This is a genomic window from Pseudomonas sp. MNR3A (assembly GCF_009650575.1).
Lineage (GTDB): Bacteria > Pseudomonadota > Gammaproteobacteria > Pseudomonadales > Pseudomonadaceae > Aquipseudomonas > Aquipseudomonas machongensis.
Genome location: NZ_VZZS01000008.1, coordinates 44,413 through 61,574 on the forward strand (window position 1 = coordinate 44,413; position 17,162 = coordinate 61,574).

The 17,162-nt window shown below is 64.3% G+C and carries 13 protein-coding genes and 1 pseudogene; 5 read left to right on the plus strand and 9 right to left on the minus strand.

Going from position 1 to position 17,162, the window contains the following annotated elements:
* Positions 1-34 precede the first annotated feature (34 nt).
* The 3 genes from F6X62_RS05600 to acnA all read right to left on the minus strand — a co-directional run bounded on the left by F6X62_RS05600 (position 35) and on the right by acnA (position 5,421).
* On the minus strand, positions 35-1,600 hold the full coding sequence (locus tag F6X62_RS05600; protein WP_153772918.1) for a PAS domain-containing methyl-accepting chemotaxis protein: 1,566 nt from the start codon (positions 1,598-1,600) through the stop codon (positions 35-37).
* Positions 1,601-1,799: 199 nt separating this feature from the next.
* Positions 1,800-2,576, minus strand: a complete 777-nt coding sequence (locus F6X62_RS05605; RefSeq protein WP_153772919.1) for a CPBP family intramembrane glutamic endopeptidase — start codon at positions 2,574-2,576, stop codon at positions 1,800-1,802.
* A gap of 103 nt (positions 2,577-2,679) precedes the next feature.
* Positions 2,680-5,421 carry an aconitate hydratase AcnA gene (acnA, locus tag F6X62_RS05610; RefSeq protein ID WP_153772920.1) on the minus strand — a complete coding sequence of 914 codons (2,742 nt, stop codon included), beginning with the start codon at positions 5,419-5,421 and terminating at the stop codon, positions 2,680-2,682.
* Positions 5,422-5,635: 214 nt separating this feature from the next.
* Here acnA and rlmM point away from each other — a divergent pair, with 214 nt between their 5' ends.
* The 4 genes from rlmM (at position 5,636) to F6X62_RS05630 (ending at position 10,614) form a co-directional block, all read left to right on the plus strand.
* A complete protein-coding gene (rlmM, locus tag F6X62_RS05615; protein WP_054892446.1) occupies positions 5,636-6,700 on the plus strand; it encodes a 23S rRNA (cytidine(2498)-2'-O)-methyltransferase RlmM in 1,065 nt (354 codons plus the stop codon).
* 81 nt (positions 6,701-6,781) lie between these two features.
* Positions 6,782-7,024, plus strand: a complete 243-nt coding sequence (gene tusA / locus F6X62_RS05620) for a sulfurtransferase TusA (RefSeq protein WP_054892445.1) — start codon at positions 6,782-6,784, stop codon at positions 7,022-7,024.
* A 56-nt stretch (positions 7,025-7,080) separates the two neighbouring features.
* Positions 7,081-8,223 (plus strand): 4-phosphoerythronate dehydrogenase PdxB, encoded by a 1,143-nt coding sequence (gene pdxB / locus F6X62_RS05625; protein ID WP_153772921.1) that lies wholly within the window; start codon positions 7,081-7,083, stop codon positions 8,221-8,223.
* Between the two features lie 195 nt (positions 8,224-8,418).
* Positions 8,419-10,614 (plus strand): TonB-dependent siderophore receptor, encoded by a 2,196-nt coding sequence (locus tag F6X62_RS05630; protein WP_153772922.1) that lies wholly within the window; start codon positions 8,419-8,421, stop codon positions 10,612-10,614.
* A gap of 113 nt (positions 10,615-10,727) precedes the next feature.
* Here F6X62_RS05630 and F6X62_RS05635 read toward each other — a convergent pair whose 3' ends face one another.
* Positions 10,728-11,804 (minus strand): pyridoxal phosphate-dependent aminotransferase, encoded by a 1,077-nt coding sequence (locus tag F6X62_RS05635; RefSeq protein ID WP_153772923.1) that lies wholly within the window; start codon positions 11,802-11,804, stop codon positions 10,728-10,730.
* Positions 11,805-11,874: 70 nt separating this feature from the next.
* Positions 11,875-12,480, minus strand: a complete 606-nt coding sequence (locus tag F6X62_RS05640; RefSeq protein ID WP_153772924.1) for a biliverdin-producing heme oxygenase — start codon at positions 12,478-12,480, stop codon at positions 11,875-11,877.
* A 97-nt stretch (positions 12,481-12,577) separates the two neighbouring features.
* Between F6X62_RS05640 and F6X62_RS05645 the strand changes: the two genes are divergently transcribed.
* Complete coding sequence (locus tag F6X62_RS05645) at positions 12,578-13,123, plus strand: histidine phosphatase family protein (protein WP_153772925.1); 546 nt, start codon at positions 12,578-12,580, stop codon at positions 13,121-13,123.
* An 8-nt stretch (positions 13,124-13,131) separates the two neighbouring features.
* Here the strand turns inward: F6X62_RS05645 and F6X62_RS05650 are convergent, their stop codons facing one another.
* From F6X62_RS05650 to F6X62_RS05660, 4 genes and pseudogenes are all read right to left on the minus strand, one after another.
* A complete protein-coding gene (locus F6X62_RS05650; protein ID WP_054892440.1) occupies positions 13,132-13,917 on the minus strand; it encodes a sulfite exporter TauE/SafE family protein in 786 nt (261 codons plus the stop codon).
* Between the two features lie 316 nt (positions 13,918-14,233).
* Complete coding sequence (locus F6X62_RS25590) at positions 14,234-15,112, minus strand: methyl-accepting chemotaxis protein (RefSeq protein ID WP_371926246.1); 879 nt, start codon at positions 15,110-15,112, stop codon at positions 14,234-14,236.
* Positions 15,089-16,333: pseudogene (locus F6X62_RS25595) on the minus strand (cache domain-containing protein); the annotation flags it as partial. The pseudogene F6X62_RS25595 and the gene F6X62_RS25590, both read right to left, overlap by 24 nt.
* Complete coding sequence (locus F6X62_RS05660) at positions 16,260-17,138, minus strand: LysR family transcriptional regulator (protein ID WP_063544036.1); 879 nt, start codon at positions 17,136-17,138, stop codon at positions 16,260-16,262. The pseudogene F6X62_RS25595 and the gene F6X62_RS05660, both read right to left, overlap by 74 nt.
* Positions 17,139-17,162: the final 24 nt, after the last annotated feature.

Consider the following 17,162-nt stretch of genomic DNA (forward strand, 5'->3'; position numbering starts at 1 on the left):
AAGGGGCTGCCTCACGCAGCCCCTTTTTTGTCACTCAGCGGTTGAACCGCTCCACTAGCGAGTACTGCGTTCCAGCCGTACTGGTCAGTTCTTCACTGAGCAGTGCCGAATGCTGCGCCTGCTCTGCCGTCTGGTCGGCCAGATCGGCTATGGTGCTGATGTTACGGCTGATCTCGTCCGCCACTGCAGTCTGTTCTTCCGTGGCAGCAGCGATCTGGGTAGCCATGTCGGTGATGTTGGCCACCGCTTCGCTGATCCCTACCAGCGCCTGGTCGGCTTGCATCACTCGCTCGACGCCTTCCTCGGCCTGACGGTGGCCGGTCTCCATGGTTTGCACGGCATTGCTGGCAGTCTGCTGCAGCTTGGCAATCAGGCCGTGGATCTGTCCGGTGGATTCGGCGGTACGTTGCGCCAGCTGGCGCACTTCGTCGGCAACCACGGCGAAGCCCCGGCCCATTTCGCCGGCGCGGGCCGCTTCGATGGCAGCATTGAGCGCAAGCAGGTTGGTCTGGTCGGCGATGCCCTTGATCACATCGACCACACCACCGATCTCGTCGCTGTCCTTGGCCAACTGGGTGACGGTCTGGCCGGTTTCACCCACCGCTGCGGAGAGGCGTTCGATGGCTTCGCGGGTTTCCCCGGCGATCTGACGGCCCTGGCTGGTCAGGCGATTGGCTTCCTGGGTGGCATCGGCGGTGCGCTGCACGTGGTTCGCCACTTCTTGTGTCGTGGCAGCCATCTGGTTGACGGCAGCGGCGACTTGCTCGGTCTCCACGCGCTGGCGCTCCAGCCCCGAAGAACTCTTGTGCGCCAGCACATCGGACTGGCGCGCCTGCTCGCTCAGGTGCTCGGCACTGTCCTGCAGCCGGGTGAGGCAGGTTTTCAGGCGTGATTCCTGGCTGAGCATGGCCATTTCCAGGCGTGCCTGCACGCCACGGCTGTCGGTGAACATCTGCGCGATCAGCGGATCGGAAGTGGTCTGTTCGGCCAGACGCAACAGGCGCTTGAGGCCGCGCTGCTGCCAGGTGAGGCCAAGCAGGCCGAGGGGAACAGAAACGGCAGCAGCCAGGGCAAAGCCCCAGGAGTGGCCGAGCCAGTTGCCGATGAGGAAGCCGATCTGGCTGATGAGAATGAACGGCAGCCAGTCCTGCAGTACCGGCAACCACTTGTCACGACGCGGCACTGCCGACTTGCCCTGGTTCAGACGCTGGTAAAGCGCTTCGGCGCGACGGATCTGTTCGGCCGTGGGCTTGACCCGCACCGACTCGAAACCGACGACCTGGTTGTTGTCGAAGATCGGCGTGACGTAGGCATTGACCCAGTAATGGTCGCCCGACTTGCAGCGGTTCTTGACGATCCCCATCCACGGCAGGCCCTGCTTGAGGGTCTGCCACATGTGGGCGAACACTGCTGGGGGCACGTCAGGGTGGCGTACCAGATTGTGTGGCGCTCCCGTGAGCTCTTCGCGTGAGAAACCGCTGATTTCGATGAAAGCATCGTTGCAGTAGGTGATCACGCCTTTGGCGTTGGTGGTGGAAATCAACCGCTGCTGGGCAGGGAAAGTCCGTTCTCTCTGGGTAATCGGCTGGTTGTTACGCATTGGCTGTTCAATCCGCAAGGCTTTCGACAGGTATCGGCAAGCCCATGGTTTTATTGAATGAATATTTAACTTGCTTGATCTGGAGCAATAAGTGGCCATGAGCCATCAGCTAGGGAAGCGGCTCGTTGGTTGCATTTGCACTCAAGATGTCAGCATTTTTAACGATTTATGACGTTATGGTCCGATCATGACTCGTTGTTCAGCCTGGGGCCAGCATCGGATAGGTAAACAGTGCGAAATGGGTCAGGTTGACAGCGAAATGGCACAAGACCGCAGCGCTCAAGCCGCCGAGTCGATACGCCAGGCCGTAACCGATGCCTGCAAGGCTTGCCAGGTAGAACCACTGCCAGCCGCTCCCCAGATGCGCCAGGCCGAACAACAGCGCGGCCACGATCAATGCAAGCCCCTGGTGCCTGAACAGGCGTTGCAGCCCACCTTGGATATAGCCGCGGAACAGCAGCTCTTCGGTCAGGCTGACCAGCAGCAGGTTGTTCAGGGCCCAGATCCAGGTCTGTTCCGGCCATTTCGGCGCCCAACCCACTATCCCAAGCGACCAGGCGCCACCCAGGCAAGCCAGCAGTGTCAGCGGCAATACCAGCCCGAGGCTTGGCAGTAGACCGCGCCCGAGCAGGCTCAGGATCCAGGGGCAAGCCAGCAGAATCCAGAAGCCGATCAGCGGCTTGTCCAGGTTCAGGTACATGGAGAACGGCAGCGCGCCCTCGCTGAACACCACCTTGTCGATGACCTTTGCCCCCTGGAAACCGGGCAACCAGTGCAACGCCAGGGCAAGGGCCAGGACGATGAACAAGCCGTGCCCGAGCACTCGTTGCCAGCCTGCGGGTCGTCGCACCAGCAGTGCGGTACAACACAGGGCGAGCAAGGCGGGCAGGGCGGCGAGTCCCAGGTGGCCGTGGAACAGGGCCAGGGCATAGCCCAGACCAAGCAGGGCGAGGACGATCCAGTGGGCAGGCGACATCGGAAATCCGGTAGGTGGCAAATCGATATGATGCTTTGACTCACCCCGAGGGCGCCAGGACACGTCGCAGAGGCATCGCGGGCGAACCCGCGATGCCTTCCCTTCAACCGGCGATCAGTTGTCGCAGCACGTAGTGCAGAATCCCGCCCGACTTGAAGTACTCGACTTCATTGAGCGTGTCGATCCGGCACAGCACCTCGATCTCCTGTTGCTGGCCATCCTCGCGCAGGATGCGCAACTGCAGGTTCATGCCCGGGCGGATCTGTGCGCCACTGAGCCCCCGCACATCGATGCGCTCCTTGCCGGTCAGGCCCAGGCGCTTGCGATCGTCGCCAGCCTTGAACTGCAGGGGCAGAACGCCCATGCCTACCAGGTTGGAGCGGTGGATACGCTCGAAGCTCTCGGCCAACACTGCCTTGACCCCCAGCAGGTTGGTGCCCTTGGCGGCCCAGTCGCGGCTGGAGCCGGTGCCGTATTCCTGCCCGGCGATCACCACCAGCGGCGTGCCTTGCGCCTGGTAGCGCATGGCGGCATCGTAGATCGACAGTTTTTCGCCGCTGGGCACATGCAGCGTATTGCCGCCTTCCTCGCCGCCGAGCATTTCGTTGCGTATGCGGATGTTGGCAAAGGTGCCGCGCATCATCACTTCGTGGTTGCCGCGACGTGAACCATAGGAGTTGAAGTCGCGCGGCTCCACGCCCTTGTCGCGCAGGTAGCGACCGGCAGGGCTGTCGGCCTTGATGTTGCCGGCTGGAGAGATGTGGTCGGTGGTCACCGAGTCGCCGAGCAGCGCGAGAATGCGCGCCCCGTGCACGTCGGCTATTTCCGGCAGCGGGCCGCCGATATCGTCGAAGAACGGCGGGTGCTGGATGTAGGTGGAGTCGTCCTGCCAGACATAGGTAGCGGCCTGGGGTACTTCGATGGCCTGCCATTGGGCGTCACCGGCAAACACCTCGGCATACTCCTTGTGGAACATGGCGGTATCGACCTTGGCCACCGCGTCGGCGATTTCCTGTTGGCTGGGCCAGATATCGCGCAGGTATACCGGCTGGCCGTCCTTGCCAGTGCCCAGGGCATCCTGGGTGAGATCCACGCGCACGCTGCCGGCCAGGGCATAGGCCACCACCAGCGGTGGCGAGGCCAGCCAGTTGGTCTTGACCAGCGGGTGCACCCGGCCTTCGAAGTTGCGGTTACCCGACAGCACCGACGCCACGGTCAGGTCGGCGCTGCCGATCGCCTTCTCGATGGCCTCGTCCAGCGGGCCCGAGTTGCCGATGCAGGTGGTGCAGCCATAGCCGACCAGGTCGAAGCCCAACTGATCGAGGTAGGGGCTAAGGCCGGCCGCCTTGAAGTAGTCGGTGACCACTTTCGAACCTGGCGCCAGCGAACTCTTGACCCAGGGTTTGCGAGCCAGGCCTTTCTCGATGGCTTTCTTGGCGACCAGCCCGGCGGCCATCATCACGCTGGGGTTGGAGGTGTTGGTACAGGAGGTGATGGCCGCGATCACCACGGCGCCGTCGCGCAGCTTGTGGGTCTGGCCGTTGTGCGTGTAGTCGATCTCGCCGGCCTGGTCGGCGTTACCCACGGCAACACCGCCACCCCCTTCGCTTTCCAGGCGTCCGACCTCCTTGGCCAAGGGCTTGGGCTGCAGTTCGATGAAGCCGTCGAAGGCCTGGCTGACCTTGGACAGCGCCACTCGGTCCTGCGGGCGCTTGGGCCCGGCGAGGCTGGCTTCGACCTCGTGCATGTCCAGCGCCAGGCTGTCGCTGAACAGCGGTTCCTGGCCAGGCAGGCGCCACAGACCCTGGGCCTTGCAGTAGGCTTCGACCAGTTGCACGGTCTCGTCGGGGCGACCGGACAAGCGCAGGTAGTCGAGGGTGACGTCATCGACCGGGAAGAAGCCGCAGGTGGCGCCATATTCCGGCGCCATGTTGGCGATGGTGGCGCGGTCGGCCAGCGGCAGGTCGGCCAGGCCGTCGCCATAGAATTCGACGAACTTGCCGACCACGCCCTTCTTGCGCAGCATCTGCGTGACCGTCAGCACCAGGTCGGTGGCGGTGATGCCTTCGCGCAGCTTGCCGGTGAGCTTGAAACCGATCACCTCGGGGATCAGCATCGACACCGGCTGGCCGAGCATCGCCGCCTCCGCCTCGATGCCACCGACACCCCAGCCGAGCACGCCCAGGCCGTTGATCATGGTGGTGTGCGAGTCGGTGCCGACCAGGGTGTCGGGGAAGGCGTAGGTGCGCCCGTCTTCCTCGCGGGTCCACACGGTGCGGCCAAGGTATTCCAGGTTGACCTGGTGGCAGATCCCCGTGCCCGGTGGCACCACGCGGAAGTTGTCGAAGGCACTCTGGCCCCAGCGCAGGAAGGCGTAGCGTTCGCCGTTGCGCTGCATCTCGATGTCGACGTTCTGTTCGAAGGCTTCGGCGGTGGCGTAGCGGTCGACCATTACCGAGTGGTCGATCACCAGGTCAACCGGCGACAGCGGGTTGATCCGCTGGGGATCGCCGCCCGCCTTGGCCATGGCCGCGCGCATGGCGGCGAGGTCGACCACGGCGGGCACGCCGGTGAAGTCCTGCATCAGTACCCGCGCAGGTCGATACTGGATCTCGCGGTCGGAGCGTCGCTCTTGCAGCCAGCCGGCCAGGGCTCGCAAGTCGTCGCCGGTGACGGTTTCACCGTCTTCCCAGCGCAGCAGGTTTTCCAGCAGGACCTTGAGCGACATGGGCAGGCGTTGCAGGTCGCCCAACTGGCTGGCGGCCTCGGTGAGGCTGAAATAGTGGTAGGCGCGGTCGGCCACCTGGAGGGTCTTGAGGGTTTTCAGGCTATCGAGCGAGGGCATTGCCAACTCCTTGTGCTCCGGTGCCCGGCAGTCGTGGTTACCGGTATCACCGCTCTGTATCGGCCCGCACGGCACGGGCCAGGCTGAACAATCAGGTTAGACCGCTTTGGCGGGCCTGACGTTGTTCTGGACCTGCGGGGCATGTCGCAGGTTCCGAACTTCCTTTATCATTCGCCGCCCTGGCGCTGTCTGCGCCAGTGATGTGGAGTAAGAGATGAATACCCTGTTCATGCATTGCCGGCCCGGCTTCGAGGGCGAGGTCTGCGCCGAAATCAGCGAACACGCCGCGCACCTGGGCGTGGCCGGCTATGCCAAGGGCAAGCCGCAGAGCGCCAGCGCCGAATTCGTTTGCCTCGACGAAGGCGGTGCCGAACGCCTGATGCGTGAGCTGCGCTTCGACCGGCTGATCTTCCCGCGCCAATGGGCGCGCGGCGACTTCGTCGAGCTGCCGGAAACTGACCGGATCAGTGTGCTGCTCGAGCACCTGGCGGGCCTGCCGGTGTGTGGCAGCCTGTGGCTGGAGGTGCTCGACAGCAACGACGGCAAGGAGCTGTCGACCTTCTGCCGCAAATTCGAGGTGCCGCTGCGCAAGGCGCTGGAGAAGGCGGGGCGTCTGGTCGAGGATGCCAGCAAGCCACGCCTGCTGCTGACGTTCATCAGTGGCCGACGGGTGTTTCTCGGCCTGGCCGAAGCGGGCAATTCGGCGCTGTGGCCGATGGGCATCCCGCGCCTGAAGTTCCCGCGCGAGGCGCCGAGCCGCTCGACCCTCAAGCTTGAGGAAGCCTGGCACCAGTTCATCCCGCGCGATCAATGGGACCAACGCCTGAACGACGACATGACCGGCGTCGACCTGGGCGCTTCACCGGGTGGCTGGACCTACCAGCTGGTCAAGCGTGGCATGCTGGTCACCGCCATCGACAACGGCCCGATGGCTGAAAGCCTGATGGATACGGGGCTGGTGCAGCATTTGATGGCCGATGGCTTTACCTGGAAGCCCAAGCAGACCGTTGACTGGATGGTCTGCGACATCGTCGAGAAGCCCGCCCGCACGGCCTCGCTGATCGAAACCTGGCTGGGCGAGGGGTTGTGCCGCGAGGCCGTGGTCAACCTCAAGCTGCCGATGAAGCAGCGTCACGCCGAGGTGCGCAAGCTGCTCGATCGCATCGAGGCCTCGTTCAAGGCGCGCAAGGTCAAGGTGTCGATAGCCTGCAAACAGCTGTACCACGACCGCGAAGAGGTCACTTGCCACCTTCGCCGGCTCGACCTCAAGCCGCGTTGAGACGATCGGGGCCGTACTGCGGCCCCTGTTTGACCTGCACGCGGTTTGCGCGACAATACCCCACAATTTGCGGAGCCCACCATGACCGACTTCACTCCAGACGCGACCCTCGACGCCACCGGCCTGAACTGTCCGGAGCCGGTGATGATGCTGCATCAGCACGTGCGCAACCTCGCTGCTGGCGGCCTGCTCAAGGTCATCGCCACCGACCCCTCGACCCGCCGCGACATCCCCAAGTTCTGCACCTTCCTCGGCCATGAGCTGGTGCAACAGCAGGAAGACGCCGGCACCTACCTGTACTGGATTCGCAAGAAGGCCGACTGAGCTGGATCGCACAGGCCACAGCGCCTACACTGCGCTCCCCTGAAAGGAGAGCGCCCATGCTGATCGTTGCCGACGAAAATATCCCGCTGCTCGATGCCTTCTTCGCCGGATTCGGTGAAATCCGCCGTTACCCTGGCCGGGCCATCGATGCAGCCTGCGTCAGGGATGCCGATCTGCTGCTGGTGCGCTCGGTCACCCGCGTCGACCGGCAACTGCTCGAAGGCAGCAAGGTGCGCTTCGTCGGCACCTGCACCATCGGCACCGACCACCTTGATCTCGAATACTTCGCTCAGGCCGACATCCACTGGAGCAGCGCGCCTGGCTGCAACGCCCGCGGCGTGGTGGACTACGTGCTGGGCAGCCTGCTGACCCTGGCCGAGCTCGATGGCGTGGAGCTGCCCAAGCGGGTGTATGGCGTGGTTGGAGCCGGTGAGGTGGGCGGGCGTCTGGTCCGTGTACTGCGGGGCTTGGGCTGGCAGGTGCTGGTGTGCGATCCGCTGCGCGCAGCCAGCGAAGAGGGCGACTTCGTCAGCCTGGACAGGTTGCTTGAACAGTGTGACACCATCAGCCTGCATACCCCGCTGCAACGCGGCGGCGAACATCCGACCTGGCATCTGCTCGGTGCGCGGCAACTGGCCCGCCTGCGCCCAGGTGCCTGGCTGATCAATGCCAGCCGCGGGCCGGTGGTGGACAACGACGCCCTGCGCGAGCTGCTACTGGACCGCGAGGATGTCCACGCGGTGCTGGATGTCTGGGAGGGCGAGCCGCAGGTCGACCTGGCGCTGGCCGACCTGTGCACCCTGGCCACGCCGCATATCGCCGGCTACAGCCTCGATGGCAAGCAGCGCGGGACCGCGCAGATCTACCAGGCCTTCTGCCGTTCGCAAGGTTTGCCGGAGCAGGTGCACCTGGCCGACCTGCTGCCGTCGCCAGCGCTGGCACGCCTGGACTTCGATGCCAGCGCCGACCCGGCCTGGGCGCTGGCAACCCTGTGCCGTGCGGTCTACGACCCGCGTCGCGACGATGCGGATTTTCGTCGCAGCCTGAGCGAGGATCCCACCGAGCAACGTGCGGCATTCGACCTGCTGCGCAAGCAGTATCCGGTCCGTCGCGAGATCGAAGGGCTGGCGGTACGGGTACAGGGTGACGCACCACAGCTGGTGCAGGCCATCAATGCTCTGGGCGCGGTGCTGGTCTAGCCCGCCTCGGGTGCGGGTGTCTGCCAGGCGGGTTTACGGGCAATCTGTAAATTTCGTAAATAAGATTTAAACCTATTTGAGAATCGTTATATTCGCCATCCCTGACGGACCCGCCTTTTTGCCGGGCCGGTGGGCGAGGGGCCTGCCGACCGGGGCGCGGCTTGCTTCTCGCACACGATTTCAGGAGATGTACCGATGCACACCCGACCTTCCCCGCACCGCCTGGCGCTGGCCATCGTTGCCCTGGCCGCGCCTGTGGCAACGACTTCAGCATTCGCCGAGCAGGCGCTGGTCATCGAAGACACGCTGGTGACCGCCGAACGTGAGGCACGCCAGGCGCTGGGATCGTCGGTCATCACCGAAGAGGACATCAAGCGCCGCCCGCCGGCCAATGACCTGTCCGACATCATCCGCCGCGAACCGGGGGTCAACCTCACCGGCAACAGTGCCAGCGGCGCCCGTGGCAACAACCGGCAGATCGACCTGCGCGGCATGGGCCCGGAAAACACCCTGATCCTGATCGATGGCAAGCCATCGAGTGCACGCAACTCGGTGCGCTATGGCTGGAACGGCGACCGCGATACCCGCGGCGAGACCAACTGGGTGCCGGCCGAAGCGGTCGAGCGCATCGAGATCCTGCGTGGCCCCGCAGCTGCGCGCTATGGCTCGGGCGCCATGGGCGGGGTGGTCAACATCATCACCAAGCGCCCCAGCGAAGCACTCAAGGGTAGCGTCAGCCTGTATACCCTGATGCCGGAGGACAGCGCCGAGGGCGCCAGCCACCGGACCAACTTCAACCTCGGTGGTGGCCTGACCGACAACCTGGGGTTCCGTCTCTACGGCGGCCTGGCCAAGACCGACGCCGACGACCTGGACATCAACGCCGCACACGCTGGCAGCTCGACCGTGGCCGGGCGCGAGGGTGTGCGCAACAAGGATATCAACGGCCTGCTGAGCTGGAAGCTCAACGACGAGCATCGCCTGGAGATGAGCGCAGGCTACAGCCGCCAGGGCAATATCTACGCTGGCGACACCATGAACAGCAACGGCGGTGGCAACGCGCAACTGATCTCCAGCCTGTATGGCCACGAGACCAACGTGATGCAGCGCAACACCTACGACCTGACGCACCTGGGCGACTTCACCTGGGGCACCAGCAAGACCGTGCTGGCTTATGAGTACGTGCGCAACTGGCGCTTGAACGAGGGCATGGCCGGGCGTACCGAAGGGGCGATCGACGGCAACGATGCGGCATTCTCGCGCTTGCGCAACACGCGTCTGTCGAGCGAGGTCAACTTGCCGTTCGCCGTGGGCGCCACGGAGCACGTGCTGACCGTTGGCGGCGAGTACCTCTATGAAACCCTCAACGACCAGGGCTCGTTCCGTCCGCAAAGCTCCGACCCGACAGGCGTTGGCAACGACGTGATCGCAGGCTTCGACCGCAGCGATTCGAAGATGCAGGCGCGCAGCCATGCCTTGTTCGTCGAGGACAACATCATCATTGGCGCGACCACCGTCACGCCGGGTCTGCGTTTCGATCACCACGAGACCTTCGGCGACAACTTCAGCCCCAGCCTGAACCTGTCGCACAAGATCACCGACGAACTGACCTTCAAGGGCGGCATCGCCCGTGCCTACAAGACGCCGAACCTGTACCAGTCCAACCCCAGCTACCTGCTCTACAGCCGCGGCAATGGCTGCAGCGTGCAGCAGACCAACTCCGGCGGCTGCTACCTGCAGGGCAACGCCGACCTCAAGCCTGAGATCAGCATCAACAAGGAGATCGGCCTGCTGTATGACCGCGGCACCTGGCGTACCAGTGCGACCTATTTCCGCAACGACTACCAGAACAAGATCATTGGCGGCACCGACGTGGTCTACGCGATCAATGGCGGCAGTCGTGTGACCCAGTGGGAAAACGCCGGCAAGGCACGGGTAGAAGGCCTTGAGGGCAACCTGTTCGTCGAGCTCACCCCGAGCCTGGACTGGAACACCAACCTGACCTGGATGCTCGACAATGACAACCGTGAGACCGGCGAGCCGCTGTCGGTGATCCCCGAGTACACGGTCAACACCACCCTGGACTGGCGCGCGACCGACAAGTTGTCGCTGCAGCTGGCCGGTACCTGGTTCGGCAAGCAGAAGTCGCCGACCTGGAACTACCGCACCCAGGAGCGCTATGACGAGTCGGCGCAAAAGGATGTCGAAGCCTATGGGCTGGTGGATGTGAGTGCCGGGTACAAGTTCAACGCCAACTACGATGTGCGGGTGGGCGTGAACAACGTGTTCGACAAGCAGATCCTGCGCGGCGGCAACGCCAGCAGCGCCGGTGCCAACACCTACAACCAGCCGGGCAGGGCGCTGTTTGCGGCGTTGAATATTTCGTTCTGATATCAAGACACAGGTGGTCCCTGTGTAGGGGTAACTGTCTTACCGCACTGCATGGCACCGGCTTCGCCGGTGATCGCGGGACAAGCCCGCTCCTACAGGGCGTGTGACGTTTTTCAGGTCACCACTTTGGCGAACGCCTCGCGAAACCGCTGCATGTCTGCCTCGTTGCCCACGCTCACCCGCATCCAGTTCGGCCAGCTCGGCCACACCCGGCCTACCAGCACGCCCTCCTTGCCCAGGCGCTCGACGATAGGCTGGGCGGACTGGCGCAGGTCGATCATGAAGCAGTTGGCCTGGCTCTCCGTGCAGTGCCAGCCGCGCTTGCCAAGCCAGCTGATGGTCGCCTGGCGAAGTTGCGTGTTGTGGGCCTTGCGGGTCGCTACCAACTGACGATCTGCAAGGCTTGCCAGCCCCGCCAGCAGGGTTGGGGCGGCAGCGACGTTTTCGCCGTCATACACCTCAAGCCGCTGCAGCAGTGATGCCTGGGCGACCGCCAGCCCCAGGCGCGCGCCGGCCATGCCATAGAGTTTCGAGAACGTCTGCAACACCAGCAGCTCGGGGTGTTCGCGGACCAGGTCGACACAGCTTGGCGCATCGCTGAAATGGATGTAGGCCTCATCGACCACCACCACGCTACCGGCGGGCTTGTTCGCCAGCAGGCGCTCGATGTCACGTCGCGGTGTCAGGGTGCCGGTAGGGTTGTTGGGGTTGCACAGGTAGATCATCCCTGGTGCACGGTCGGCAGCGAGCATGGCGTCGATGTCATGGCCGTGGTGCTTGTCCAGCGCCACGGCATGCACCTGGGTGCCAAGGCTCCGGGCCGCTTCTACAGGTGCTTCGTAGGAGGGTTCGGCAATCACCAGGCTGCCACCTTGGGTGAAGGCCATTACCGCATGCTGCAGTGCAAGCTTGGAGCCGCAGAACACCTGGACCTGATCTGGTTCAAGCCCATGCTGCGCCGCGAACAGATCGATCAGGCGGTACTGCGCCTTGTACGGATAGCGCCCGCACTGGGCGATACCCTCGACCATGGCCTGGCGTGCCGAAGCACTCGGCCCCCAGGGACTTTCATTGAAATTGATCTGCACCAGGTCGTGGTCGGAGGGGGCGGCCTGTACCGCACCGAGCTTACCCAGAAAGGGCAGGGCAAGGCCCATGCCGACCAGCGCGCGACGTGACATATCGGTCATGCTTCGACTTCCTTGTTGTTACTGGTTACTTCAGAAGACGAAGCGTGAACAGGTCGATTAATGGTGGCACTTAGCGGTCAACTGCGTGCAACAACACCGCGCGCTGTTCCAGCCAGCGCTCGAAGCAGGTGAAGGTCGCGACCGCCGCAGCCACGGTGCGGGCCTGATTTTCGGGTGGCAGGGGGTGCCGATCCAGGCGTTCGAGAAAGCCGCGCCACTGGCTGACGGTGGCGCTGCCATACACATCGAGAAAACCACCGCCGCTGTCGGCGTCGATACCCAGGCGCTGCGCCATGGCACGCCTGAGCACCTGGCCACCGAGGGTGGAGCCCTCCACTACGTACATCACACCCAGCGCGCTGGCCTCATCGGTGATGGCTGGCAAGTCCCGGCACAGCGGCAGCGCGTCTATCTGCTCGGCGCTCAGCTTGAGCGCCTGCAGGTCGCGGCACAGCGCCCCAGCCTTGTTGCGCTCACTGCCCTGGTGCGTTGCCAGCAATGCTTCGAGCGGTGCGTGAAAGCCGTAGTACGCCTCGATGAGGCGGCGATAGGCGTCATGGTCGAAACCTTCGCTGAAAAACGGCAGGCGCGCCTCCAGGGCCTTGTGACAGGCTTGTGTACCTTCACGCAGAGCGAGCAGGACAGGACCGGGAGGGGGGCGGGAGGTGATGGTCATCGAATCGACTCTGATGGCTAATTGCCTGGGTTAGACTGACGATCCTAGCGCAGCGTTCCTCGATGCCCTAATCCTCATTTGCCAGAGAAACTCCAAGGTGAAAGCCGTCCGTCTGACCCTGATCTGTCATGCCCTGACCCACGCCCAGAAAACCGGGCGATTTGCGCTGGCCGACGATCCCGTACTGGGCGATGCCCCGCTGTTGAAGGCTGTGCCCGACGGAGTGCAAGTACTCAGCGCACCCGAACTGCGCGCCCGTGAAACCGCCGCCTGGCTCGCCCCCGAGGTGCGTATCGAGACGGCGCTGGCCGACTGTGACATGGGGCATTGGCAGGGCGTTGCGCTCAAGCAGTTGCAGCGCGAGCAGAGCGAAGCCCTGGCGTGCTTGCAGGTCGACGTGGACGCGGCGCCCCATGGTGGAGAGTCCTTCGCCGCGCTGCACAAGCGCGTGGCGCAGTGGCTGGAGGTATTCGACACGCCGGGCGACTGGTGGGCGGTCACGCACCCGATGGTGATGCGCGCCGCGATGGTCGAAGTGCTCGGCAGTTCGCTCGGGGTCTACCAGCGTATCGATGTCCCGCCGTGCTCACGGCTCGAACTCAGCCGAACCGAGGTCTGGCGCATGCGCCTGGGCCCGGCCTGAGGGGCGGATCAGAAGGCCAGCTTGTAGCCGATCAGCAGCAGCATGCCCGCCAGGCAGGGACGCAGCACACGATCGGAGATGCGGCCTGTGAGGTGGCTGCCCAGGTAGATGCCCGGCAGCGAGCCGAGCAGCAGGTAGCCGAGCAGCGACCAGTCCATGTTGCCCATGCCGGCATGGCCCAGGCCCGCGACCAGGGTCAGTGGCACGGCGTGGGCGATTTCGGTACCGACCAGGCGCCGGGTCACCAGGAACGGGTAGAGCAGGAACAGCGCCACGGTGCCCAGGGCGCCGGCACCGATCGAGGTCAGGGTGACCATGACCCCGAGCACTACACCGGTGATCACGGTGAGGAGGTTCAGGCTGCGGTCGCTGAGATGGTAGTGGTCGCCTGCATGCTTGCTGGCGAAGGCCTGCAGGCGCGACTTGAACAGGATCGCCAGGGCGGTAAGGATCAGCACCACCGCCAGGCCCTGCTTGATGATGGCGTTGAGTGCCGAGGTATCGGCATGCAGGGTGCTGAGGAACCACAGGGTCAGCGCTGCCGCGGGCACGCTGCCCAGGCTCAGCCAGCCGGTGATCTTCCAGTCGATGTTCTTGTTGCGTGCATGCACCCAGACGCCACTGGCCTTGGTGATTGCCGCGTAGAGCAGGTCGGTGCCCACGGCGGTGGCGGGATTGATACCGAACCACAGCAGGATCGGCGTCATCAGCGAACCGCCGCCGACGCCGGTCATGCCAACGATGAAGCCCACGACCAGCCCGGCAATGGTGAAACCGAAAGAACCTACATCCATACGCTACTCAATCTGCCCGCTAGCCCGTTGTCGGATGGCAGCAGGATATAGATTGTTCTTTATAGCCAAATAGAATTGTTGGTTATTAGGTTATAACGCGGCAGCGCGACAGGTCTCCTGTAGGAGCGGGCTTGCCCGCGAAAAGAACACCGCGGAGCATGGCACCGGCTGCGCCGGTGATCGCGGGGCAAGCCCGCTCCCACAGGGGATTGGGCTGACCTTTAGATTTTGAGTAAGACAGTGACTCCCACAGGGATTGAGCTGGCTGTCAGATTTTGAATAAGACAGCTGCTCCTCCAAGTGCAGTGAAGCAGTTTCAGATCCTGAAGCTGCCCACCAACTGCTTCAAGCGTCCCGCCTGCTGGGTCAGCGCATCGCAGTGGCGCAGGGTTTCGTTGAGGTTCTGCACCCCTTGCTGGTTGAGTGCGTTGATCTGGGTGATATCCAGGTTCAAGCTCTCGACCACCGCGCTCTGCTCCTCGGTCGCCGTGGCCACCGACTGGTTCATGCCATCGATCTCGCCGATGCGCAGGGTCACGCTGGCCAGGCGCTCGCCCGCCTGGTTGGCCACCTGCACGGTCTGCTCGCTGGAGACCTGGCTGGCGTTCATGGTGTGCACCGCCTCGCGCGAGCCAACCTGCAGGCTGGTGATCATGCGGTGGATCTCTTCGGCCGACTCCTGGGTGCGGTGTGCCAGGTTGCGCACCTCGTCGGCGACCACGGCGAAGCCTCGGCCCGCTTCCCCGGCGCGCGCGGCTTCGATGGCGGCGTTGAGCGCCAGCAGGTTGGTCTGCTGGGAGATGCCCTTGATCACGTCGAGGATCTTGCCGATCTCGTCGGTGCTGGCGTTGAGGGTTTCGATCTGCTCGCACGACTCGCTGATCTTGTGCGACAGCGCGGTCATGGCATTGATCGCATCCTCCACCACCTGGCGCCCGTCGTTGGCCTGATCGCTGGCGCCGCTGGCGTGCTGCGAGGCATCGGCGGCATTGCGTGCGATTTCCTGGGTGGCGGCGCCGAGCTGATTGATCGCTGCCGCCACGCTGTTGGTACGCAGGCTTTGTTCCTCAGAGCCGTTGATCGAGGCGTTGGAAGCACTCATCACCTGTTCGGACAGGTCGTGCACCTGCCGCGTGGCCGAGGCCACTTCGCTGATCGAGGCATGGATACGCTCGACGAAGCGGTTGAAGGCCATGGCCAGCTCGCCGAACTCGTCCTTGTGCTGCACCTGCAAGCGACGGGTGAGGTCGCCTTCGCCTTCGGCGATATCGTGCATGGCGCGGCCCATGGTGGTCAGCGGGCGCATCAGCAGTGGGATCAGCAGGCCGAGCACGGCAGCGATGGCGGCCACGGCAATGATCATGGCGATGATGGCCGAACTGCGGAACTGGCCGAGGGCGGCGTAGGCCTTGTCTTTGTCGATGGACAGGCCGATGTACCACTGCGCCGAGGGTAGCCCCTTGACCTGGGTGAAGGAGACGATCCGCTCTTCGCCGCCGAGGGTCACGTCCTGCATGCCCGGCTCGACCCGCAGGCCGCTGCCGGGGTAGATGTCCTTGAGGTTCTTCATCAGCTGGTCCTTGTCGGGGCTGACGATTACCTGGCCTTCACGGTCGACCAGGAAGGCATGGCCGATACCGCCGAAGTCCACCGCGTTGATGATGTCGACCAGGCTGTCCAGGCTCAGGTCGCCACCGACAACTCCGAGGAGCTCGCCATTGTTGCGGGCCTTGACCGGTATGGCGATGGTCACCACCAGGCCGCCCACCGATGCCTGGTAGGGCGGTGTCAGCAGGGTCTGGTTGGCGCTCACCGCGGCGGTATACCAAGGGCGTTTGCGCGGGTCGTAGCCTTCGGGCATCTGTGCGTCGGGGCGCTGGGTGAACAGCCCGGTGTTCTGGCCGAAGTAGGTGAACTGGAAGTTGCCGGTGTATGAGGGTTGGTCGACCAGCCCGGCGACCTGATTGCCGGTGCCTTGCTGGGCGATGTCCTGGGCGAGGTTCTCCAGGATCAGGATGCGTCCGCCCATCCAGTTCTGCACGCTGCTGGCGGTGAGCGCGCCGGCCTGCTGGACCGAGGATTCGATGTTCTGGCGGATGGTGTTGCGCTGCAGGTAGTCGTTGTAGAGGGTGAACAATGCGAATGCCAATACCACGACACCGCAGGCGCTGAGGAGGATCTTGTGGCGGAACTTCAGGTTCATGTTTCGAGACCTTGAGCCGATGCTGGGGAGGCCGCCATGCACTTTTGGCGCGTAGCGGCGCCTGTCGGGATCGGTATCGGCCTGCCGGTCAAAAGGTTGAGTTAGACGTTGTTCTGGCCGACGAGCGGCCATGTGCGGATCAACCGCCAGCCAGCAGCTCCACCAGCGCCCGCGCGGCCTGCCCGAGGGGCTGTTGCTTGAGCCACAGCGCATGCACCGGCAACTGCAGTTCGTTGCGGGTGTTGCGAAACGCCAGGCGCACCAGCCGCCCGGCTTCCACCAAGGGGGCGACCCGTGTTGCCGGCAGGTCGCCCCAGCCGAGGCCTGCTTCGACCATCTGCAGGGCCAGGTCGACGCTGTCGGTGCGCCAGTGCGTGGTGCCGATCAGCGAGCGGGTGTCGCGCAGCGGCAGGTCGCGGCTGTGTACCAGGATCTGACGGAGGCTGACCAGGTCTTCGAGGTCGCGGATGCGCCCCTGACGCAGGGCTGGATGGTTGGGCGACAATGCTGCCACCAGCGACTCGCTGCCCAGATGCTGGAAGCTGCGCTGCGGATCGACCTGCAATCCGGCAAAGGCCAGGCACAGCCCGACGCGGCCGCTGTCCAGCAGGTGCAGGGCGTCCTCCTGCGGTGCGCTGAGCAGTTCGATGTCGAGCAGCGGATAGCGTTCGCCCAGCCGCGCAATGGCGGCCAGTAGCGGACGCGGGTCGATGTCCGGCACCACGGCGATGGCCAGGCTGCTTTCCAGTCCTCGCGACAGCTCAAGCGCATGCACTTGCAGTAACCCCAGTTGCTCGGCGATCAGCCGTGCGTGCGGCTCCAGAGCGCGGGCGCGGTCTGTGGCGCGGACCTCGCGCGCTCCGCGCTCGAACAACGCGTAGCCGAGTTCGGCCTCGAGATTGCCGATGGCCATGCTCACCGCCGATGGCACTCGCCCCAGCACTCGTGCGGCAGCGGAGAACGAGCCGCGGTCGAGCACGGCGAGGAACAGTTGGATGTTGTCGCTGGAAAAGTTCATGCGGTTCTCCTTTCAGTCAATCTG